Origin of the sequence: Streptomyces sp. NPDC007875, assembly GCF_042868035.1 — a bacterium.
In the GTDB taxonomy this organism is placed as follows: Bacteria; Actinomycetota; Actinomycetes; order Streptomycetales; family Streptomycetaceae; genus Streptomyces; species Streptomyces antimycoticus.
Map to the genome: position 1 here is coordinate 379416 of NZ_JBIADZ010000005.1, position 20481 is coordinate 399896.

The 20481-nt window shown below is 71.9% G+C and carries 24 protein-coding genes; 17 read left to right on the plus strand and 7 right to left on the minus strand.

The annotated features are described in order from the left end of the window. Positions 1-308: 308 nt before the first annotated feature. From ACFYOY_RS13850 to ACFYOY_RS13860, 3 genes are read right to left on the minus strand one after another with little or no spacing between them, the layout of a single operon-like run. The gene (locus ACFYOY_RS13850) at positions 309-2030 is read right to left on the minus strand and encodes an urease subunit alpha (RefSeq protein WP_351884114.1); all 1722 of its coding nucleotides are present in this window, start codon (positions 2028-2030) and stop codon (positions 309-311) included. After that, the gene (locus ACFYOY_RS13855) at positions 2023-2334 is read right to left on the minus strand and encodes an urease subunit beta (RefSeq protein ID WP_351884112.1); all 312 of its coding nucleotides are present in this window, start codon (positions 2332-2334) and stop codon (positions 2023-2025) included. Before ACFYOY_RS13855 ends, ACFYOY_RS13850 begins: the two co-directional genes overlap by 8 nt. Before the next feature lie 16 nt (positions 2335-2350). Beyond that, positions 2351-2653 carry an urease subunit gamma gene (locus ACFYOY_RS13860; RefSeq protein ID WP_014056709.1) on the minus strand — a complete coding sequence of 101 codons (303 nt, stop codon included), beginning with the start codon at positions 2651-2653 and terminating at the stop codon, positions 2351-2353. 315 nt (positions 2654-2968) lie between these two features. Here ACFYOY_RS13860 and ACFYOY_RS13865 point away from each other — a divergent pair, with 315 nt between their 5' ends. Continuing rightward, on the plus strand, positions 2969-3922 hold the full coding sequence (locus tag ACFYOY_RS13865; protein ID WP_351884108.1) for a M28 family metallopeptidase: 954 nt from the start codon (positions 2969-2971) through the stop codon (positions 3920-3922). 48 nt (positions 3923-3970) lie between these two features. Here the strand turns inward: ACFYOY_RS13865 and ACFYOY_RS13870 are convergent, their stop codons facing one another. Then, positions 3971-4285 carry a type II toxin-antitoxin system Phd/YefM family antitoxin gene (locus ACFYOY_RS13870; RefSeq protein ID WP_351884106.1) on the minus strand — a complete coding sequence of 105 codons (315 nt, stop codon included), beginning with the start codon at positions 4283-4285 and terminating at the stop codon, positions 3971-3973. 84 nt (positions 4286-4369) lie between these two features. Here ACFYOY_RS13870 and ACFYOY_RS13875 point away from each other — a divergent pair, with 84 nt between their 5' ends. The 5 genes from ACFYOY_RS13875 to ACFYOY_RS13895 all read left to right on the plus strand — a co-directional run bounded on the left by ACFYOY_RS13875 (position 4370) and on the right by ACFYOY_RS13895 (position 7826). Next, the gene (locus tag ACFYOY_RS13875) at positions 4370-5005 is read left to right on the plus strand and encodes an ATP-dependent Clp protease proteolytic subunit (RefSeq protein WP_351884104.1); all 636 of its coding nucleotides are present in this window, start codon (positions 4370-4372) and stop codon (positions 5003-5005) included. Positions 5006-5010: 5 nt separating this feature from the next. Beyond that, positions 5011-5319 (plus strand): hypothetical protein, encoded by a 309-nt coding sequence (locus tag ACFYOY_RS13880; protein ID WP_093466799.1) that lies wholly within the window; start codon positions 5011-5013, stop codon positions 5317-5319. Positions 5320-5635: 316 nt separating this feature from the next. Further along, positions 5636-6109, plus strand: a complete 474-nt coding sequence (locus ACFYOY_RS13885; protein ID WP_351884102.1) for a C40 family peptidase — start codon at positions 5636-5638, stop codon at positions 6107-6109. 89 nt (positions 6110-6198) lie between these two features. Continuing rightward, on the plus strand, positions 6199-6594 hold the full coding sequence (locus ACFYOY_RS13890) for a VOC family protein (RefSeq protein ID WP_351884100.1): 396 nt from the start codon (positions 6199-6201) through the stop codon (positions 6592-6594). Continuing rightward, on the plus strand, positions 6591-7826 hold the full coding sequence (locus tag ACFYOY_RS13895; RefSeq protein ID WP_351884098.1) for a hypothetical protein: 1236 nt from the start codon (positions 6591-6593) through the stop codon (positions 7824-7826). The genes ACFYOY_RS13890 and ACFYOY_RS13895 overlap by 4 nt, the downstream gene beginning before the upstream one ends. A gap of 6 nt (positions 7827-7832) precedes the next feature. Here ACFYOY_RS13895 and ACFYOY_RS13900 read toward each other — a convergent pair whose 3' ends face one another. Further along, positions 7833-8261 (minus strand): ATP-binding protein, encoded by a 429-nt coding sequence (locus tag ACFYOY_RS13900; protein ID WP_351884096.1) that lies wholly within the window; start codon positions 8259-8261, stop codon positions 7833-7835. Between the two features lie 276 nt (positions 8262-8537). On the opposite strand from ACFYOY_RS13900, the gene ACFYOY_RS13905 reads away from it, so the two are divergent. Together ACFYOY_RS13905 and ACFYOY_RS13910 are read left to right on the plus strand one after the other, a co-directional pair. Further along, entirely contained in the window at positions 8538-9407 is an 870-nt protein-coding gene (locus ACFYOY_RS13905; protein ID WP_351884094.1) for a helix-turn-helix transcriptional regulator, read from the plus strand. A gap of 9 nt (positions 9408-9416) precedes the next feature. After that, on the plus strand, positions 9417-9653 hold the full coding sequence (locus ACFYOY_RS13910; protein ID WP_093466793.1) for a DUF397 domain-containing protein: 237 nt from the start codon (positions 9417-9419) through the stop codon (positions 9651-9653). A 66-nt stretch (positions 9654-9719) separates the two neighbouring features. Here ACFYOY_RS13910 and ACFYOY_RS13915 read toward each other — a convergent pair whose 3' ends face one another. After that, positions 9720-10925, minus strand: coding sequence for an 8-amino-7-oxononanoate synthase (locus ACFYOY_RS13915; protein WP_351884092.1), 1206 nt, complete (start codon positions 10923-10925; stop codon positions 9720-9722). 169 nt (positions 10926-11094) lie between these two features. On the opposite strand from ACFYOY_RS13915, the gene bioB reads away from it, so the two are divergent. The 9 genes from bioB to ACFYOY_RS13960 all read left to right on the plus strand — a co-directional run bounded on the left by bioB (position 11095) and on the right by ACFYOY_RS13960 (position 20146). Further along, positions 11095-12315, plus strand: a complete 1221-nt coding sequence (gene bioB, locus ACFYOY_RS13920) for a biotin synthase BioB (RefSeq protein WP_351884090.1) — start codon at positions 11095-11097, stop codon at positions 12313-12315. Further along, the gene (locus ACFYOY_RS13925) at positions 12308-13624 is read left to right on the plus strand and encodes an adenosylmethionine--8-amino-7-oxononanoate transaminase (protein WP_351884088.1); all 1317 of its coding nucleotides are present in this window, start codon (positions 12308-12310) and stop codon (positions 13622-13624) included. Before bioB ends, ACFYOY_RS13925 begins: the two co-directional genes overlap by 8 nt. Before the next feature lie 106 nt (positions 13625-13730). Then, the gene (gene bioD / locus ACFYOY_RS13930) at positions 13731-14435 is read left to right on the plus strand and encodes a dethiobiotin synthase (RefSeq protein ID WP_351884730.1); all 705 of its coding nucleotides are present in this window, start codon (positions 13731-13733) and stop codon (positions 14433-14435) included. 71 nt (positions 14436-14506) lie between these two features. Continuing rightward, positions 14507-15190 carry a class I SAM-dependent methyltransferase gene (locus tag ACFYOY_RS13935; RefSeq protein ID WP_351884086.1) on the plus strand — a complete coding sequence of 228 codons (684 nt, stop codon included), beginning with the start codon at positions 14507-14509 and terminating at the stop codon, positions 15188-15190. A 163-nt stretch (positions 15191-15353) separates the two neighbouring features. Next, positions 15354-16166, plus strand: a complete 813-nt coding sequence (locus ACFYOY_RS13940) for an ABC transporter ATP-binding protein (protein WP_351884084.1) — start codon at positions 15354-15356, stop codon at positions 16164-16166. A gap of 136 nt (positions 16167-16302) precedes the next feature. Further along, positions 16303-17220: a TIGR03621 family F420-dependent LLM class oxidoreductase gene (locus ACFYOY_RS13945; protein WP_351884082.1), complete on the plus strand. Its 918-nt coding sequence runs from the start codon at positions 16303-16305 to the stop codon at positions 17218-17220. Between the two features lie 52 nt (positions 17221-17272). Then, positions 17273-17698 (plus strand): GNAT family N-acetyltransferase, encoded by a 426-nt coding sequence (locus ACFYOY_RS13950; protein ID WP_351884080.1) that lies wholly within the window; start codon positions 17273-17275, stop codon positions 17696-17698. Positions 17699-17780: 82 nt separating this feature from the next. Further along, complete coding sequence (locus ACFYOY_RS13955; protein ID WP_351884078.1) at positions 17781-19145, plus strand: hemolysin family protein; 1365 nt, start codon at positions 17781-17783, stop codon at positions 19143-19145. Beyond that, the gene (locus ACFYOY_RS13960) at positions 19142-20146 is read left to right on the plus strand and encodes a hemolysin family protein (RefSeq protein WP_351884076.1); all 1005 of its coding nucleotides are present in this window, start codon (positions 19142-19144) and stop codon (positions 20144-20146) included. The genes ACFYOY_RS13955 and ACFYOY_RS13960 overlap by 4 nt, the downstream gene beginning before the upstream one ends. Before the next feature lie 56 nt (positions 20147-20202). On the opposite strand, the gene ACFYOY_RS13965 is transcribed toward ACFYOY_RS13960, so the two are convergent. Beyond that, positions 20203-20427, minus strand: a complete 225-nt coding sequence (locus tag ACFYOY_RS13965; RefSeq protein ID WP_014056689.1) for a hypothetical protein — start codon at positions 20425-20427, stop codon at positions 20203-20205. Positions 20428-20481 lie beyond the last annotated feature (54 nt).

Sequence of the window (20481 nt, forward strand, 5' to 3'; positions counted from 1 at the left end):
TTCGCACTGAACCCCACCATGGGCTTCGCCCCAGCCCCCGCCGCGGGCCGCACCCCCGCCCCCAGACCCCCCTTGCGCGGCCCGTGGCCCCGCCCCCGTCGCTCGCCCGACAGGCATGCCTTCCGCCACTTGGCGGGCTGGGTGCGGCCCGTCCGGGCGCGGGTTGCCGGGGGTCCAGGGGGCGACGTCCCCTGGTTGCGGGAAGGGGCGGGGCTGGGGAAAGTCCGCTGACGGACCACCCGTGACCGAACCGCGGCCGTCCCCTGGAGTGGGCGGCGGGGTCTCGTTCATGGTCATGACGGGCCCCGTCAGAAGAGGAAGTACCGCTGGGCCATGGGGAGTTCCGCCGCCGGAGCCGGTTCCACGGGCTCGCCGTCGATCGTCACCGTGAACGTGTCGGGGTCGACCTCGACCCGCGGCAGGGCGTCGTTCTCCCGCATGTCCGCCTTGGTGACCCCTCGGGTCGAGCGGATCGGGGCGAACCGCTTACCGAGCGCCAGGCGGTCCACCAGCCCGTCGTCCAGCGCCGCCTGGGTCACGAAGTTGACCGAGCCCGTGGCCGCCGCGCGGCCGAGCGCGCCGAACATCGGGCGGGGCAGGACCGGCTGCGGGGTCGGGATGGAGGCATTGGCGTCGCCCATCTGCGCGTAGGCGATCTGTCCGCCCTTGATCACCAGTTGCGGTTTGACGCCGAAGAACGCGGGGTCCCACAACACGAGATCGGCAAGCTTCCCGGTCTCGATGGAGCCGATCTCCCCGTCGAGGCCTTGGGCCACCGCCGGGTTGATGGTGTATTTGGCGACATAGCGACGTGCCCGGTGGTTGTCGGCGCGGCCGTCGCCGGGGAGGGCGCCGCGCCGCCGCTTCATCACATGCGCGGTCTGCCAGGTGCGCAGCACGACCTCGCCGATCCGTCCCATGGCCTGGGAGTCGGAGGAGATGATCGAGATCGCGCCGAGATCGTGCAGCACGTCCTCGGCGGCGATGGTGCTGGGCCGGATGCGGGACTCGGCGAAGGCGAGGTCCTCGGGGACGGCCGGGTTGAGGTGGTGGCAGACCATCAGCATGTCGAGGTGTTCCTCGACGGTGTTGACGGTGTGCGGGCGAGTCGGATTGGTGGAGCTGGGCAGCACATGCGGCTGGGAGACCACGGTGATGATGTCGGGTGCGTGCCCGCCGCCCGCGCCCTCGGTGTGATAGGCGTGGACGGAGCGCCCGGCGATGGCGGCGAGGGTGTCGCCGACGAAGCCCGCCTCGTTGAGGGTGTCGGTGTGGATGGCGAGCTGGGCGCCGCTCTCCTCGCAGACGCCGAGGCAGGCGTCGATGGCGGCGGGGGTCGCCCCCCAGTCCTCGTGGATCTTGAATCCGAGGGCTCCGCCGCGCAGTTGGGACCACATCGCCTCGCGCGAGACGGTGTTGCCCTTGCCGAGCAGTCCGATGTTGACCGGATATCCCTCCAGCGCCTCGAACATCCGGGCGAGATGCCAGGGGCCGGGAGTGATGGTGGTCGCCTTGGTGCCCTCGGCGGGGCCGGTGCCGCCGCCGACGAGGGTGGTGATCCCGGAGCAGAGCGCCTGGTCGACGAGGGTCGGGGAGATGAAGTGGACATGGGCGTCGATGGCGCCCGCGGTGAGGATCTTGCCGTTGCCCGCGATGACCTCGGTCTCGGGCCCGATGACGAGGTCGGGGTGGACGCCGTCCATGGTGTCGGGGTTACCGGCCTTGCCGATGCCGGTGATACGGCCGTCCCGCAGGCCGATATCCGCCTTGACGACGCCCCAGTGGTCGAGCACGACCGCGCCGGTGATCACGGTGTCGGGGGTGCCCTCTGCGCGGGTGGCGCGGGACTGGCCCATGGATTCGCGGATCACCTTGCCGCCGCCGAAGACCGCCTCGTCCCCGGCCCGGCCGGGACCGCCGCCGCGGTCCTCCTCGATCTCGATGAACAGGTCGGTGTCGGCGAGCCGGATACGGTCCCCGGTGGTGGGGCCGAAGAGATCGGCGTACGCCGCGCGGTGGAGCTCAGCCATCGAGCCGTCCTCCCGTCTCCCCGCGCAGCCCCGGCACGATCCGCTCCCCCGCGATCGGGATCAGGGCGACCTCGACGGGGATGCCCGGTTCGAAGCGCACGGCGGTGCCCGCGGCGATGTTCAGCCGCTTGCCGCGGGCGGCGGCGCGGTCGAAGTCGAGGCCGGGGTTGGCCTCGGCGAAGTGGTAGTGGGAGCCGACCTGGACGGGCCGGTCGGCGGCGTTGAGCACGGTGAGACGGGTGACGGGCCGTCCCTCGTTGAGGGTCACCGGCTCATCGGCGTGGAGGATCTCTCCGGGGATCACGGCTACGCCCCTCCCGTCAGGCGATCGGCTGATGGACGGTGACCAGCTTGGTGCCGTCGGGGAAGGTGGCCTCGACCTGGACGTCGTGGAGCATCTCGGGGACGCCTTCCATGACCTCGTCGCGGGTGAGCACCTGGCGGCCGGAGGCCATCAGCTCGGCGACGCCGCGGCCGTCCCGGGCCCCCTCCAGGATGTGGGCGGTGATCAGCGCCGTCGCCTCCGGGTGGTTGAGGAGTACGCCCCGGGCCCGTCGCTTCTCGGCCACGTCGGCGGCCACATGGATGAGCAGACGTTCCTGCTCATGTGGGGTCAATTGCATGCTTCCCACCTCATCCTCGTCCTACCCGGCGGAAACCACCCGCTCAGCACGGTCCGGGGCGGCTCGCACCCGGCCTGGGCAGGCTAGTTCCGTGGCGTTTCGTCAGCGTTAACTGATCAGCCCCCATCGCTGCTGGTCAAGCCGGTCGGGCGGGTCTCGGACACGCTCCGGCCCGACACCCGATTTCCGCTCGGCGGACCCCTGTGTCCGCCTATCGCACTTGACGGCCCCGCCGCGGACCCCCGATTCTCATCACCGCACCACCATGATTCACCTGCTCCGCTCCAACCCCCCACATCACAACGGAGCCCAACTGTGAAGCGAATAGTGTCATTTCGTCGCGGAACCCTCGCGGCGGCAACCGGTGCCGCGCTCACCGCGGCCCTGCTGACCGGCGCCTCCGGCGCCGAGGCCACCATCAACAACCAGGCCGCGGCCCCCGACGTGGACGTCGCGGCGGTCAAGGCCGACCTGGGCGAACTGCAGTCCATCGCGGACGCCAACGGCGGCAACCGCGCCCATGGCCAGCCCGGTTACCAGAAGTCCGTGGACTTCATCAAGGGCAAGCTGGACGAGGCCGGATTCACCACCTCCGTCCAGGAGTTCACCTCCGGCGGCAAGAAGGGCTACAACCTCATCGCCGACTGGAAGGGTGGCGACGAGGGCAAGGTGGTGATGGCCGGATCCCATCTCGACTCGGTCGAGGCCGGCCCCGGCATCAACGACAACGGTTCCGGCTCGGCCGCGATCCTCGAGGTCGCGCTCGCCGTGGCCAAGGCCGACCTCCAGCCCACCAAGCACCTGCGGTTCGCCTGGTGGGGCGATGAGGAGGACGGCATGGTCGGCTCGACGCACTACGTCGACAGCCTGGCGGACGACGACAAGTCGAAGATCGACTCCTACCTCAACTTCGACATGCTCGGCTCCCCCAACCCGGGCTACTTCGTCTATGACGACGACCCCGAGCTGGAGAAGGTCTTCACCGACTGGTACGCCGCGAAGGACATCTCCACCGACCCGGAGACCGAGGGCGACGGCCGCTCGGACCACGCCCCGTTCAAGGACGCGGGGGTGCGGGTCGGCGGTCTGTTCACCGGCGCCGAGGCCACCATGAGCCAGGAGCAGGCCGACAAGTGGGGCGGTAAGGCGGGCGAGGCGTTCGACCCGTGCTACCACTCCGCCTGCGACAAGACGTCGAACATCGACGACAAGGCCCTGGACCTGAACACCGACGCCATCGCCAACGCGATCTGGACGCTCAGCTCCTGACCAGCGTCCCCGCACCCGACCGGCGCTGAGCCGGTCCTGTCCTGTCCGTCACTCTTCGCGGCCCGGACGCCGATCCCCGGCGTCCGGGCCGTTGTGTTCCGCCGCGATGCCGAAGCGCCGCCGTTCGCCCGGAGCGGACGAGGTGGGGCGCATCGATGACACGGTGCTGATCACCTGCTCCTCCGCGCCCTCCTCCGCGCCCGCTTCGATCTCCTCCAGCCGCTGCAGGTCAGCGGCGGAGACCAGGGCGACAAGCGGCTTCCCGTGGCGCGTGACGACCACCCTCTCGCCGCCGTACACCACGCGGTTGATCAGCTCCGCGAGCTCTGCACGGGCTTGCGTCACCGGAATCTCGTAAGCCATGCTCCCATCATATCGGGATGTACATCCTGTACATTTTTTACGGAGCCAAGCCCACGACGCCCGACGACGCCGAGAGGTGACGCGATGGAACGATCGACCGCGCGCTATGTCCTGCCCGAATTCACCGAGCGCACCAGCTCGGGGACGCACACCCTGGACCCGTACTCCAAGCTGCTCTCCGAGCGCATCGTCTTCCTCGGCACGCCCATCGACGACACCGCCGCCAACGATGTGATCGCGCAGCTGATCCATCTCGAGCACGCCGCGCCCGACCAGGACATCTCGCTCTACATCAACTCGCCCGGCGGCGCGTTCGGGGCCATGACGGCGGTCTACGACACCCTGCACTTCATCTCCTGCGACATCGAGACGATCTGCCTGGGGCAAGCCGCCTCGGCGGCAGCCGTGCTGCTGGCCGCCGGCACCCCGGGCAAGCGGCTGGCCCTGCCGGGCGCGCGGATCCTCATCCACCAGGCCGCGTTCGCCGAGCCGGTCGAGGGCACCACCTCCGATCTCGAGATCCAGGCCAATGAGCTGCGGCGCACCCAGGAGATGCTCGAGGAGATGCTGGTGCGGCACACCGGCCAGAGCGCCGAGCGGATCCGGGCCGATATCGACCGCGACAAGATCTTCGACGCCGAGGGCGCGGTGGCGTACGGGCTGGTGGACCAGGTCACCCAGAGCCGTAAGCGGCCGGGCACGCCGCTGCGGGCGAGGTGAGCGCGGTGCTGCCACCGGAGCTGCCCCCGCTGCCCGCGCTCACCCGCGCGGAGGGGAGCGTCGTGGACGGCTATCTGGACGTGGTCGATCTGCTGGGCCGGATCAACCCGGCGCGCGGCAGCGACACCTACGGCGGTCTGCGGGCCGCCCAGGCCCTGGTGGGGAAGGCCACCGCGCTGCGGGACGCGCTGGCGCTGATGCATGAGCGCGGGGAGAGCGAGCTGCACACCGCGACCCTGGCCCGGGCGCTGCGGGTGCTCGACGGGGAGCGGCGCGCGGAGCGGGTCACGCTGCCACCGGCGCTGCGCGCCTGAGACGCGCCCGTCGGGGGGAGGAGCGTCGCCCGAACGGCGGAGCGGGATTCCGGCGGCCCGGGCGGAGCCGGCTTGCGGCCCGCGGACGCCCGGGTCCGTGTCCCCATCCGCCCCACCACGCCTCGGCACCGCCGTTCGCGCAGGTCACGGACGTGGGGCGAGACGGCAGGCGCCACCCGAACGGCCCCGCCGTGACCACCGTCACACCGCGCCCTCTCGAGTCGGAACCGGCGGCGCCGCTGCGTGACCATCCCAGGGGACGACAGGACTCCGCCACCACACCGGGGCGGGGTCGGCTCACGAAGGGTGGCGCGTGATGTCTGCGCACATACGTATCCCCAGGATGTTCTCGCGAGCGAGCGCCGTCTCGGCCCTTACCGTCGCCGCTGTGGGGGGCACCGTGGCGACGCCGGGCTGTCCACCGGAGGCCGAGGCCGCGACCGTCGCGGCCAAGGCGCTGCGGATCGCGGCGTCGAAGAAGGGCGCGCCGTACAAGTACGGCGCGCAGGGGCCCAAGCGCTTCGACTGCTCCGGGCTGACGCAGTACGCCTACAAGCGGGCCGGGAAGCGGCTGCCGCGCACCGCGGCCGCGCAGTACAACCGGACCCGCCACATCAAGGCCGGTTCCCGCAAGGGCGGGGACCTGGTGTTCTTCCACTCCGGGAGCGGGGTCTACCACGTCGGTGTGTACGCGGGCGGCGGCCGGATCTGGCACGCCCCCAAGACCGGCACGGTGGTGCGGCTGGAGCGGATCTGGACCAAGAAGGTCTGGTACGGACATGTGCGCTGACCCGCCGTAGGTGTCAGTGACCGTGGGTAGGTTGACGGGGCCGGGCCACACCGCTGTGGACCGGCCCCGTCGACCACCGGAGGCATCGCATGGCGTATCTCAACCCGGTCCGGCACATCACCTTCGACGCCCGTGATCCCTACGCCCTCGCGCGGTTCTGGTCCCGGCTGACCGGCTACCCCCTGGAGGACTCCGAGCCGGACGACGACGAGGTGCTGATCAGCTCGGGGCAACCCGGGGTGCCGGGGCTGCTCTTCATCCGGGTCCCGGACTCCAAGACCGTCAAGAACCGCGTACACCTCGACATCCAGCCCCCGTCGGGCACGCGGGACGCCGAGGTGGAGCGGCTGGTCGGGCTCGGCGCGTCCGTGGTGGACGACCGGCGCACGGACGACGGCCTGGGGTGGGTGGTGATGGCCGACATCGAGGGCAATGAGTTCTGTGTGGAGCGCAGCGCCGCCGAGCGCGGCCTGGAGCCGGTATGAGCGAGCCCTTCCACAGCGAGCCTTTCCACGGCGAGCCCTTCCAGGCCGACCGGACCTACGACCAGGTGTACCTCCTCTTCGTCGACACCTCCGGGTATTCGACGATCGTCCGCTCGAACCCCAGGGACCGCGCCGCGCACGCCTTCGATCTGCTGCGCGAGCGGATGCGCGCCCGGATCGGGCAGCTCTCGGCGCAGCGGCGCTGTGCCCGCAGCGACTTGTGGAGCTGGCGCGGCGACGGGGGCTTCTTCGCGGTTCACGACGACAGCGAGAGCGTGGCCCGCGATGTCGCGCTGGAGGCGGCCCGCACCTTTCTCACCCTGGATCTGCGCCATCTGCGCGACGAGTTCGCCCAGGCGGGGGTGGACGGGGAGCTGCATGTGCGGATGGCGTTGCACAAGGGGGCGATACGGCACACCGGCGAGGGCCGGACCGGCACCATCCACTCCCCCGACATCAACCTGGCCGCCCATCTGGAGAAGGCGACTCCGGCGGACTGCCTGGCGGTCTCGGAGGATGTGTACCGCACCGCGGGGCCGTACGCGGAGCTGTTCGCCCATGTGGGAAGCCATGAGGGCAAGGACGTCTATCTGATGGCGGGCGACGGCGGTCCGGGCGGGGCGGCCAAGGCGTGGCTGGCGGGCCGGGGACTTTCGGACGGCTCCCCGGTGCACGCGTATCCGGAGCGGCCGAGCCCCCAGGAGAAGGCGCGGCTGCTGGACGCGGCGGGCGAGGAGGTCCTCGACATGGGGACGGCGCTGCGCACCTCCTCGAGCCGGCTGGTCACCACCGAGCGTCCGGCCCGCTTTCGCGACGCGATCCTCGGGCTGCTGCGCCGGGGCGGCACCTACCGCTGCTATCTGCTGGACCCGTCCTCGGACGCGGCGGCCACGCTCTCCCGCCAGTACCAGGAGGACATGACGCGGAAGATCAAGGATTCGCTGGAGCGGTTCGGCCGTTTCAAGGAGCGCTACGGAGCGGAGGCGGAGGGCTTGCGCGTCTATCAGACCGACGAGTTCCCCGGCTTCTCGGCGCTCACCGTCGATATGCACCGGCCGAGCGGGCTGATCCTGTACTCCTCGTACCTGATGGGCACGAGCCGGTACGGGGTGATCGAGCGCGGCGACATGCCGCACTATCTGATCGGCCCGGCCGCCGGGCGGGTCTTCACCCGGATCCGTCAGCTGGCCGAGGCGCGGGCCTCGGAGGGGCAGGCCCAGCGCGTGCTGTGAGCGGGTTCAGCGGACCGGCACGGTCCACGGCAGGGCGATCCAGACGGTCTTGCCGCCGTCCGCGGTCGGGGTGACGAACACCTCGCCGCCCGACTCCGCGGCCAGACAGCGCACAATGACCATGCCGCGCCCGCTGTCCTGCTGGGTGGCCAGCGGCAGCCATCTGGGCCATTGGGGGTGGCTGTCGGTGACCCCGATCTCGAGCCGCTGCTCGCGGTCGAGCCGTAGGTCCACGGTGAAGGTGGGCGACTGGCCCACGGTGTGCTCCACGGCGTTGGTGGCGAGCTCGGAGACGATCAGCCGCACGGTGTCGGCGGCCACCCCTGCCTGCCCGAGCCCCCATTCGGCGAGCACGTCCGTGACATAGGCGCGTGCCGCGGGAACCGACGCCGGTGCGCTCGGCAGAGTGACGGATGCTTCCTGATGGTCTGCCATGACGGCCTGTCCCTTTCCCGCCGGGGCGCGCCTGCGGACGCGTTGGAAGGTGGAGCTGCGAAGCCGGTGAAATCGTGGGCTGCCCTGACGGCTCTACGTCAGACTGCCACCGATGCCCGCTGCGACGGGGGCGATCCACCGAGTTATGCATATATCTGTCGCCCAAAGCGGTGAACTCTGCTACGGAAAACCGGATTTGGAAGGCACACTGGGCCACTGGTGCGACACGCGCTGTGGGTGACGCGCCGGCAAGGGGAAAGGCGGGAGGGAGAACTCATGCGGTACGGTCCGGCGGTGCGCCGTCGCAAGCTCGGCGCGGAACTCCGCCGCCAGCGTGATCTGGCCGGACTCACCAGCGGTGAGGTCGCCCTCCGGCTGGGCTGGCATCAGTCGAAGGTGAGCCGGATCGAGACCGGCCGGAGCGGGGCCAAGCCCTCGGATGTGGCGCGGCTGCTGGAGGTCTACAAGGTCGCCGACCCGGAGCTGCGCGCCCTGCTGGAGGCGCTGTGCGGTGGGGGCGCCTCGGATCCGGAGGGGTCACGGCGCGGCTGGTGGTACGCGTACCGCGATCTACTGCCGCCCGCCTACCGGGACTTCATCAGCCTGGAGGCGGAGGCGTCGGACGCGTACACCCTGGAGACCACGGTGGTGCCGGGCCTGCTGCAGACCCCGGACTACGCACGGGCGGTGACCCTCGCGGCGCTCCCGGATCTGCCGCGGCCCCAGGTGGACTCGCTGGTGGAGGTGCGGATCGCGCGTCAGTCGGTGCTGCACGAGGAGCGGCCGCTGCGGCTGCACGCGGTGCTGGACGAGGCGGCACTGCGGCGTGAGGTGGGCGGTCCGGGGGTGATGGCGGCGCAATTGAGCCATCTGGCCAATCTTTGCGCATTGCCTCAGGTCCAGCTGCAGGTACTGCCATTCTCTATCGGAATGCCCATTGGTATGACAGGTCCTTTCATTATTTTCTCTTTTCCGCACATTAGTGACCTGGACGTAGTAGTTCTCGACCACCTGACGAGTAGCCTCTATCTGGAGCGGAAAGAAGACCTCCGGGCGTACAGCGCCGCGTTCGAAGTACTGCGGACCCGCGCCCTGACACCTGAGGAATCGTTGTCCTTCATCAACAAAATCGGGGGCGGCGCCTGAGGGGGCACCATGTCCAGTATGTCCGCCAAGTCCGTCCACTGGCTGCGCAGCAGCTACAGCGTCGGCATGAACAACTGCGTCGAGACGGCCCTGCTGGGGTCTGACCGGCTCGGCGTGCGCGATTCGAAGAACACGGCGGGCCCCGTCCTGCTGTTCACCCCGTCGACCTGGGTCTCCTTCCTCGAGGGGCTCAAGGACGACGGCCTCGGCTCCGGCACCTCCCGCTCGGCCGGAACCGGAAGCTGATCCGTCAGTGAAGTATCTGTTCCACCTGTGAACGGCTGATCCGTTCACCCTCCCGTCAGTGAGCCATCAGGCGGTCGGCGCGGTCTTCACGATCACGTCGACCGCCTTCTCGACCTGCTCTTCCGTCAGATCCCCACGCGCCGTCAGCCGCAGCCGCGAGACGCCGTCGGGGACGGACGGCGGGCGGAAGCATCCCACCAGCAGCCCGGCCGCGCGGCAGTCCGCGGCCCAGCGCACCGCCTGCTCCGGCGACGGGGCCCGCACCGAGACCACCGACGCGTCCGGCCGCACCGCGGCGAGCCCGGCGGCGGTCAGCCGTCCGTACAGCCCCATGGCGACCGTACGGACGCGGGCGGCGCGCTCCGGCTCCCGGCGCAGCAGCCGCAGACTCGCCAGGGCGGCGCCCACGGCCGCCGGATTGAGCCCGGTGTCGAAGATGAACGTGCGTGCGGTGTTCACCAGGTGCTCGATCACCCGGGCGGGCCCCAGCACCACCCCGCCCTGGCTGCCCAGCGACTTGGAGAGGGTGGCCGTGACCACCACGTCCGGCGCGCCCGCGAGCCCGGCCCCGTGCACCGCGCCACGCCCGCCCTCGCCGAGCACCCCCAGGCCGTGCGCCTCGTCCACCACCAGCGCCGCGCCGTGTGCACGGCAGGCCCCGGCCAGGGCGGCCAGCGGGGCGGCGTCGCCGTCGACGGAGAAGACCGAGTCGCTGACGGCGAGGGCGCGCCGGCGCGCCGGGACCGCTCCGGTCCCCTCGACGGCCTCCTCCGGTGCGTCCTCTTCGGCCGCGCCCAGCGCCTTGCGCACGGCCTCCGGGTCGGCATGCGGGACGACGGCGACCTCGGCGCGGGAGAGCCGGCAGCCGTCGATGAGCGAGGCGTGATTGCCCGCGTCGGAGACGATCAGGGCGTCCCGGCCGCTCAGCGCGGAGACGGCGGCCAGATTGGCGGCGTAGCCGGAGGAGAACACCAGGGCCGCCTCGAAACCGCAGAAGTCCGCGAGTTCCCGCTCCAGCGTGGTGTGCAGCTCGGTCGAGCCGGTGACCAGGCGCGATCCTGTCGACCCCGCGCCCCAGCGCTGCGCCGCCGCGGCCGCGGCGGCCGTCACCTCCGGGTGGCGGGCCAGCCCCAGATAGTCGTTGCTCGCCAGATCGAGCAGCGGGGAGTCGGCGGGCCTGGGGCTGAGCCGGCGCACCAGCCCGGCCCGGTCGCGCCGCTCCCGCTGTGCGTCGATCCATGCGAACGCGTCGTCCGGGCGGTCCTGGGGCATCGGCTGCCTCGCCTTCCGTGGCCTCGTCAAGGGCACCGACTGTCGGGTCCGGATAGAACGTAGCCCCCTCCATGCCCGGTCATGGTGTGGCAATACCCACACCCCGATCCGCGCGTCTTGTACGGTCCCTCCTTGGCCGGGAGCGGTGGGGTAGGAAAGGATCGTCGCCATGGACCTGCTGAACACGCTGGTGGACAAGGGGTTGCGGCGCGAATCGCCGACCCGCGAAGAGGCGCTCGCCGTCCTGGCGACCTCCGATGACGAGGTGCTCGATGTGGTGGCCGCGGCGGGCAAGGTGCGCCGCGCCTGGTTCGGGCGGCGGGTGAAGCTCAACTATCTGGTGAACCTGAAGTCGGGGCTGTGCCCCGAGGACTGCTCCTACTGCTCGCAGCGGCTGGGCTCGAAGTCCGAGATCCTCAAGTACACCTGGCTCAAGCCGGAGCAGGCGGCCGCCGCGGCGGGCGCCGGGGTCGCGGGCGGCGCCAAGCGGGTGTGCCTGGTGGCCAGCGGACGCGGTCCCACCGACCGCGACGTGGACCGGGTCTCCCAGACCATCGCCGCCATCAAGGAGGAGCACCAGGACGTCGAGATCTGCGCCTGTCTGGGGCTGCTGTCCGACGGTCAGGCGGAGCGGCTGAAGGACGCGGGGGCGAACGCGTACAACCACAACCTCAACACCTCCGAGGCGACCTACGGCGACATCACGACCACCCACACCTACGCCGACCGGGTCTCGACCGTGCAGCAGGCCCAGGCGGCGGGGATGTCCGCCTGTTCCGGGCTGATCGCGGGCATGGGCGAGTCGGACGAGGACCTGGTGGACGTGGTCTTCTCGCTGCGCGACCTGGACCCGGACTCGGTGCCGGTCAACTTCCTCATCCCGATCGAGGGCACCCCGCTGGCCGGCGACTGGAACCTCACCCCGCAGCGCTGTCTGCGGATCCTGGCGATGGTGCGGTTCGTCTGCCCGGACGTGGAGGTGCGGCTCGCGGGCGGCCGCGAGATCCATCTGCGGACGCTGCAGCCGCTGGCCCTGAACCTGGCGAACTCGATCTTCCTCGGCGACTATCTGACCACCGAGGGCCAGGCGGGCAAGGACGATCTGGCGATGATCGCCGACGCGGGCTTCGAGGTGGAGGGCACCGATACGACGACGCTGCCCGCGCACCGCGCGGACGCGCTCGCCGCCGCCGGTTCCGGCTGCGGCGGCCACGGCGCTCAGGGCGGTGGCTGCGGCCCGTGCGGTGACGCGGCGCCCGCCGACGCCGTACCCGCCCAGGCGGCGGCCGGCGCCACGGTCTCCGCCCCGGCTGCCGCGGAGGAGTCCCACGCCGATCTGGTCGCGGTGCGCCGCCGCGGTGCGGGCACGGATCTGCCGCCCAATGCCTGAGCCGCTGACCCCGGCCGAGCTGAGGGCGCTGGACCGCGAGCACGTCTGGCATCCGTACGGCCCGATGCCCGGCCGCCAGGACCCCCTGGTCGTGGAGTCCGCGGCCGGGGTCCGGCTACGGCTGGCCGAGCCGGTGGAGGGCGTCCGCGAGCTGGTGGACGGGATGTCGTCGTGGTGGTCCGCCATTCACGGCTACAACCACCCGGCGCTCAACGACGCCGCGCGGGGTCAGCTGGACCGGATGAGCCATGTGATGTTCGGCGGGCTCACCCATGAGCCCGCCGTCCGGCTGGCCACCCGTCTGGTGGAGATCACGCCGGAGCCGCTGCGCCATGTGTTCCTGGCCGACTCCGGTTCGGTGTCGGTCGAGGTCGCGGTGAAGATGTGCCTGCAGTACTGGCGCTCCCTCGGCCGCCCCGCCAAGCGGCGACTGCTGACCTGGCGCGGCGGCTACCACGGCGACACCTGGCAGCCGATGGCGGTGTGCGACCCGGACGGCGGAATGCACCGGCTGTGGTCCGGTGTGCTGCCCGAGCAGATCTTCGCGGACGCGCCGCCGCCCGGGTTCGACGCGGACCCCGACCCGGCGTACGAGGCGCACGTACGCGAGCTGGTGGCCCGTCACGCCCATGAGCTGGCGGCGGTGATCGTGGAGCCGGTGGTCCAGGGCGCGGGCGGGATGCGCTTCCACTCCCCCGCGCTGCTGCGGGTGCTGCGCGAGGCGTGCGACGAGCACGATGTGCTGCTGGTGTTCGACGAGATCGCCACGGGCTTCGGCCGCTCGGGCACGCTCTTCGCGGCCGAGCACGCGGGGGTGTGCCCCGATGTGATGTGTCTGGGCAAGGCGCTGACCGGGGGTTATCTGACCCTCGCCGCCACGCTGTGCACCCCGCGGGTGGCGGACGGCATCTCGCGCGGCGAGGTGCCGGTACTCGCGCACGGCCCGACGTTCATGGGCAATCCGCTGGCCACGGCCGTCGCCTGCGCCTCGATCGATCTGCTGCTCTCCTACGACTGGCGGCAGGAGGTCAAGCGGATCGAGACCGGGCTGCGCGACGGTCTCGCGGAGGCCGCCGAGCTGCCGGGTGTCCGGGAGGTGCGAGTGCTCGGCGCGATCGGCGTCGTCCAACTGGACCGTCCGCTGGACGACGCGGGGATGGCGGCGGCGACGCGGGCCGCGGTGCGCGAGGGCGTATGGCTGCGCCCGTTCCGCGATCTGCTGTACACCATGCCGCCGTACATCACGGGCGACCACGATCTGGCCCGGATCTGCACGGCGGTACGGGTGGCCGCTGCCGCGGCCGTCTGACCCGCCTGCTCCGCTCGCGGTCGGCCCCCCACCCCCAGGAAGGGACCGGCCGCACACCGCGGCAGGCCGGGAGCACAAACGAAAGTGAAAGGCAACGGAAACGATGATGTCAGTACTGGTCGTCACCGGCACGGGCACCGAAATCGGAAAGACCGTCAGCACGGCGGCCGTCGCCGCCGCGGCGCTGGCACGCGGCCGCTCGGTGGCAGTGCTCAAACCAGCCCAGACCGGTGTCGCGGAGGGCGAACCGGGCGACGCCGCCGAGGTGGCCCGGCTCGCCGGTGCGGTGACCCTGCTCGAACTCGCCCGCTACCCCGAGCCGCTGGCCCCCGCCACCGCCGCCCGCCGCGCCGGACGGCCTCCGGTGCGCCCGCACGAGGTGGCGGAGGCGGCCGAGAAGCTGGCCGCCGAGCACGATCTGGTGCTGGTCGAGGGCGCGGGCGGGCTGCTCGTACGGTTCGACGAGACGGGGGCGACGCTCGCCGACGCGGCCCGGCTGCTCGGCGCGCCCGTCCTCGTGGTCGCCCACGCGGGCCTCGGCACGCTCAACGCGACCACCCTGACCACCGAGGCGCTGCGCGCCCGTGGGCTGGAGTGCCCCGGCGTCGTCATCGGCAGCTGGCCCGCCGCCGCGGATCTCGCCTCCCGCTGCAATGTGGCCGATCTGCCGGATTCGTCCGGTGTCCCGCTGCTGGGCGCCATCCCCCAGGGCGCCCCTGCCCTTCCGCCCGCCGACTTCCGTGCCCAGGCGCCCGGTTGGCTGGCGCCCCGGCTGGACGGGAACTGGGACGCGGCGCGGCTCGCCGCGTAGCGATGCCTCCCGCGTGGGCAGAATCCCGGTACCGGTTCCATCGTCCGTACCTGGGACAAGAGGGAGCTCCCATGCCCGTATGCCGTCGCACGCCCCCGCGTGACGCCGTCCACCACCCGCTCTTCGCCCGCTGCTACGCCAGAATGAGCCCACTGGCCGACGAGCGGGCGGGGGTCGGTGAGCTGCGCGGCGAGCTGCTGGCCGGGCTGTCCGGCCGGGTCATCGAGATCGGCGCGGGCAACGGGCTGAACTTCCCCCACTACCCCGAAGCCGTCTCCGAGGTGGTCGCCATCGAACCCGAGCGCCATCTGCGGCGGCTGGCCACCCGGGCGGGGCTGCGGGCCGGGGTGCCGGTGGACGTGGTGCCGGGCGTCGCCGAGGCGCTGCCGGTCAAGAGCGAGGCGTTCGACGCGGCGGTGGCCTGTCTGGTGCTGTGCTCGGTGCGCGATGTGCGGCGGGCGCTCGCCGAGCTGCTGCGGGTGCTGCGGCCCGGCGGTGAGCTGCGCTTCCTCGAGCACGGCCGCGCCGAGGGGCGGGTCCTGGCGGCCACCCAGCGGGCGCTGGACCGCACGGTGTGGCCGCTGATGTTCGGCGGCTGCCATACGGCGCGCGAGGTGCGATCGGAGATCGTGGCCGCGGGCTTCGAGCCGATCGGCCACCGCCGGCTGCGCATCCCCGAGCGGGGCCTGACGCTGCCGACGTCCCCGTGCGTACTGGGCGCCGCGCGCCGCCCGGTATCGCCTTCGCGTCCGTAACCGGCTGCGTGCCCGGCATGGTCTCCCGCCCGTAACCGCGTGCCCGCCCGGCATCGCCCTCCCGTCCGTCATCGCATTCCTGTACGCCCGCGTCCACGGGTGGGCGCATCGGCGGCCGGGTCCCTACCATCGAGGGCACGACGTTCCGATACGGGGAGGCATCGTGTCCACACCGGCGGCAACGAAGACGGACGGGTTCGCGGAAGGCGGCGCCCATGCGGCGGCCCGCGCCCGGTCCCTGACCAAGGCGTACGGCAGCGGCGAGACGGCCGTGCTCGCGCTGGACGCGGTGGACGTGGAGATCGAACGGGGCCGGTTCACCGCGGTGATGGGCCCGTCCGGATCCGGCAAGTCCACCCTGATGCACTGTCTTGCGGGTCTCGACACGGTCTCGTCGGGCCAGGCCTGGCTGGGCGACACCGAGATCACCGGCCTGGGCGACAAGGAGCTGACCCAGCTCCGGCGCGACCGGATCGGCTTCATGTTCCAGTCGTTCAATCTGCTGCCCACGCTCAATGCGGCCGAGAACATCACCCTGCCCATGGACATCGCGGGCCACAAGCCCGATCGGGAGTGGGTGGACCGGGTCATCGACACCCTCGGACTGCGGGACCGGCTGCGGCACCGGCCCGCCCAGCTGTCCGGCGGGCAGCAGCAGCGGGTGGCCTGCGCCCGGGCGCTCGCCTCCCGCCCCGAGCTGATCTTCGCGGACGAGCCCACCGGCAACCTGGACTCACGGTCGGGCCTGGAGGTGCTGCGCTTTCTGCGGGAGGCCGTCGACGAGCTGGGCCAGACGGTCGTCATGGTCACCCACGACCCGAGCGCCGCCGCCCACTCCGATCTGGTGCTCTTCCTCGCCGACGGCCGGATCGTGGACCGGATGGAGCAGCCCACGGCCGAGGCGGTGCTGGAGCGGATGCACATCTTCACCAGGGCCACGCCCGGGACCGAACCGGAACCCGACCCCCTGAGCTGAGCCCCGGGCAGCGGACCCGGCCGGTGCCCGATCGCCGGACCGGTGATTGAGGGCGAGTGAGGGCGAGTGGGGACGAGCAATCCCGAACGGCGCCGATCTCGGATACGTTCGCCGTATCCGCACTCAAGGAGGGCTCATGGCAAGGCCGTTCCGCTTCGGAGTCAATCTGCTCACCCTTGAATCGGCCGAGGCATGGCGGGCGAAGTGCCGCCACGCCGAGCGGCTCGGCTATGACGTGCTGCTGATCCCCGACCACCTCGGCAACCCCGCCCCGTTCCCGGCGCTGGCCACCGCCGCCGAGGCGACCGAGCGCCCACGGCTGGGCACCTTCGTGCTCAACGCCGGCTTCTGGAACCCCGCGCTGCTCGCCCGGGAGGTGGCCACCTGCGACGCGCTCACCGACGGCCGGCTGGAGCTCGGCCTGGGCGCCGGCTATGTCGAGGCCGAGCACGACAGCGCCGGGCTGCCCTTCGGTTCACCTCGGGAGCGGGTGGACCATCTGGTCCATACCGTGGCCGAGTTGGAGCGTCTGCTGACCGATTCCGAGCACCGGCCGCGGCCCGTCCAATCTCCGCGCCCGCCGCTGCTGCTCGGCGGCAACGGCGACCGGCTGCTGCGGCTGGCCGCGCGCCATGCGGACATCGCGGCCTTCACCGGGGCGGTACAGGCCCCCGGCAAACCCCAGGGCGCCCTGCAACTGATCAGCCCCGAGGCGCTGGAGGAGCGGGTGGCCGCCTTCCGCCGCTTCGCCGCCGAAGCGGGGCGGGCGGAGGGGGCCGATGAGCCGGGCCAGGCGATCGAGCTGAACTACCTCATCCAGATGGCCGGGCCCAGCGCCGACCGACGCACCAAGGTGCGTGAGCTGGCCGCCTACGCACCGGGCCTCACCGAGGACCAGATGCTGGAGCACCCGGCGCTGCTGCTGGGCGACGCCAAGGAGATGGCGGAGCAGTTGCGGGCCCACCGCGAACGGTTCGGCTTCTCGTACTTCACCGTGCTGGAACACAACATGGAGGCGCTCGCCCCGGTGATCGAGGAGCTGCACGGCAGCTGACCGGGCGGAATTCCCGTCGACGCCGCGGCCCGCCCGATGATGGGATGCGGCCATGAACGATCTTCGGATACGGGCCGCGGCCCCCGCCGACCTCGACACCGTGCTCGCCTTCTGGAAGGAGGCGGCGGAAGGCACCAGCATCAGCGACGACCGGCACGGGGTGGCCCGGCTGCTCGACCGCGACCCGGAGTCGCTGCTGCTGGCCGAGCGGGAGGGAGAACTCGCCGGAACCGTGATCGCCGGTTTCGACGGCTGGCGCTGCCATCTGTACCGGCTGGCCGTCCACCCCGGGCACCGCCGCCGGGGCGTGGCGACAGCCCTGCTGGCCGCGGCCGAGGAGCGGTTCACGGCCCTGGGCGGACGGCGCGGGGACGCGATGGTGCTGGATGAGAACGGGCTCGCCCACCATGCGTGGAGCGCGGCGGGCTATGAGCGCCAGCCGCAGTGGAGCCGCTGGGTCAAGCCACTGTGCCCCTGACCCGGCGCGGCCGTCCCCGGCACGGCCGCGCGGGGGCTGCATTCCTCCGGTCCCTGGCGGATCATGGGACGGAGGTGAACCGATGACCGAAGTCCTCCTCCTGGCCGTGGCGCTCCTCCTGGCGGTGACCTGCGGCGCTTTCGTCGCGGCGGAGTTCTCGCTGACCACGGTCGAGCGCAGCGAGCTGGAACGGGCGGCCGAACGCGGGGAGCGCGGTGCGGCGGGGGCCCTGAAGGCCGTGCGGAGCCTCACCTACCAGCTCTCCGGCGCGCAGCTCGGCATCACCGTGACCAATCTGGTCGTCGGCATGCTGGCCGAGCCGTCCGTCGCGGCCCTGCTGGCCGGGCCGCTCACCGCGATCGGCGTGCCCCAGTCGGCCGTCCGCTCGGCCGCGCTGGTGCTCGGCACCTTTCTGTCGACCGTCGTGCTGATGGTCGTCGGCGAGCTGGTGCCCAAGAACTGGGCCATCTCCCGGCCGCTGCCGGTCGCCAAGGCCGTGGCCACCCCGCAGCGCGTCTTCAGCTCCGTCTTCCGCCCACTGATCAGCCATCTCAACAACACCGCCAACCGCACCGTGCGCCGGATGGGCCTGGAGCCCGCCGAGGAGCTGGCCTCCGCGCGCGGCCCGCAGGAGCTGATCGCCCTCGCCCGCCACTCCGCCAAGGAGGGCGCGCTGGAGAAGGACACCGCCGAGCTGTTCGTCCGCACCCTCAACCTCGCCGAGCTCACCGCGCAGAACGTGATGACCCCGAGGGTGCGGGTGGTGGCGCTGGACGTACGGGCCACCGCCGAGGACGTCGCCAACGCCACCCGCGCCACCGGGCTGTCCCGCTTCCCCGTCTACCAGAGCAGCCTGGACACCGTGACCGGCGTCGTCCACATCAAGGACGTCCTGGCGGTCCCCGCCGAGGAGCGGCCCCGCCGCCCGGTCTCCGACCTGATGCGCGAAGCGCTGTTCGTCCCGGAGACGCTGACCGTGGATCGGCTGCTGGACCGGCTCTCGGCGCAGCGCAGCATGGCCGTGGTCATCGACGAGTACGGCGGTACGGCCGGGGTCGTCACGCTGGAGGACATCGTCGAGGAGGTGGTCGGCGAGGTCCGCGACGAGCACGATCCGCAGGAGACCGCCCATCTGATTCCGATGGGCCGGGACGCGGAGGGCCATGCGCTGTACGACGCGGACGGCGCGGCCCGCGTGGATCAGCTGGAGCGCATCGGGCTGCGGGTGCCGCCGGGCCCGTACGAGACCCTGGCCGGGCTGATCGCCACCGAGCTGGGCCGGATCCCCGCCGTCGGCGACACGGTCGAGCTGGCGGGCTGGTCGGTGGAGGTGCGCAAGGTGTCGAGCCACCGGGCGGCCCGGGTCCGGCTGCGGGCGCCGGTGCGCGGTGCCGGGAGCGATGGCGACGGCGGCGTTCCCGGGGCCGAGGGGGCGACGGGCCGATGACCGTCCTCCAACTGCTGATCGGCCTGCTGACGCTGGTCCTCAACGCTTTCTTCGTGGGCGCGGAGTTCGCCCTGATCTCGGTGCGCCGCAGCCAGATCGATCCGCACGCCCAGCAGGGCGACCGGCGGGCGCGGTCCGTGCTGTGGGCCCTGGAGCACCTCTCCGCGCTGCTGGCCGCGGCCCAGCTCGGGATCACGCTGTGCACGCTGGTGCTGGGCGCCGTCGCGGAACCGGCCATCGCGCATCTGCTGGAGCCGTTCTTCCATGTGGTGGGGCTGCCGCTGGGGCTGGTGCACCCGGTCTCGTTCGTGATCGCGCTGACCGTGGCCACCTATCTGCACATGCTGTTCGGCGAGATGGTGCCGAAGAACGTGGCGCTGGCCGAGCCGGTGCGCACCGTGCTGCTGCTCGGCCCGCCCCTGGTCACCCTCACCCGCACCCTGCGCCCGGTGATCTTCGGCGTGAACTCCTTGGCGAACGGGCTGCTGAAGCTGATGCGCGTGGAGCCCAGGGGCGAGGTCGCGGCGACCTTCTCGGACGATGAGCTGGCCCGGATGGTCTCGGACTCCAGCGAGGCCGGGCTGCTGGACGACCGCGCCACCGTGCGCCTGCGGGACGTGCTGGAGCTGGGCAGACGACGGGTGCGGGATGTGGTGCTGCCCATGGATCAGGTGGTCAAGGCGCAGCTCGGGGTGACCCCCGAGGAGCTGGAAGAGCTGGCGGCGCGGACCGGCTTCTCACGGTTCCCGGTGGTCGACGACTCCGGGCGGATCCTGGGCTATCTGCATGTGAAGGACGCGCTGGACGCACGGCCCCGGGATGTGCCGTTCCGCCCCGATCAGTTGCGCCCGATCCCCCGGGTGCGGTCCCATACGCCGCTGGACGACGTGCTCACCGCGATGCGCGACAGCCGCACCCACCTCGCGGCGGTCATCGCCGCGGACGGACGGCTGGAGGGTCTTGTGACCATGGAGGACGTGCTGCGCGAGCTGGTGGCCTGAGCACATCTGGCCCGGCCTGATCACACACGTTGCCGCGCGCTGTTCGGCGCGTCCGGTCACTCCTCGGTGCGTCTGGACTCATGGGCGATGATGCACTCCTGCCAGTGGGCCAGCGCCTCCTCCCGTCCGCCGCCGCCCTCCTCGGCCACCGCCACCAGCGCATGGGCGGCCATCGCCGCGAGCCGCACCGCGACCCGGCACGCGTCGCGCATCTCGAGTGGCTCCAGGAGGGCGGCGGCGCCCTCCCCGTCGTCGGCGAGCGCGGCGGCGACGATGGCCATGGTCGTACGGTCGCATTCGAAGGCATCCACGCCGACCAGACTGCCCCGCCACGC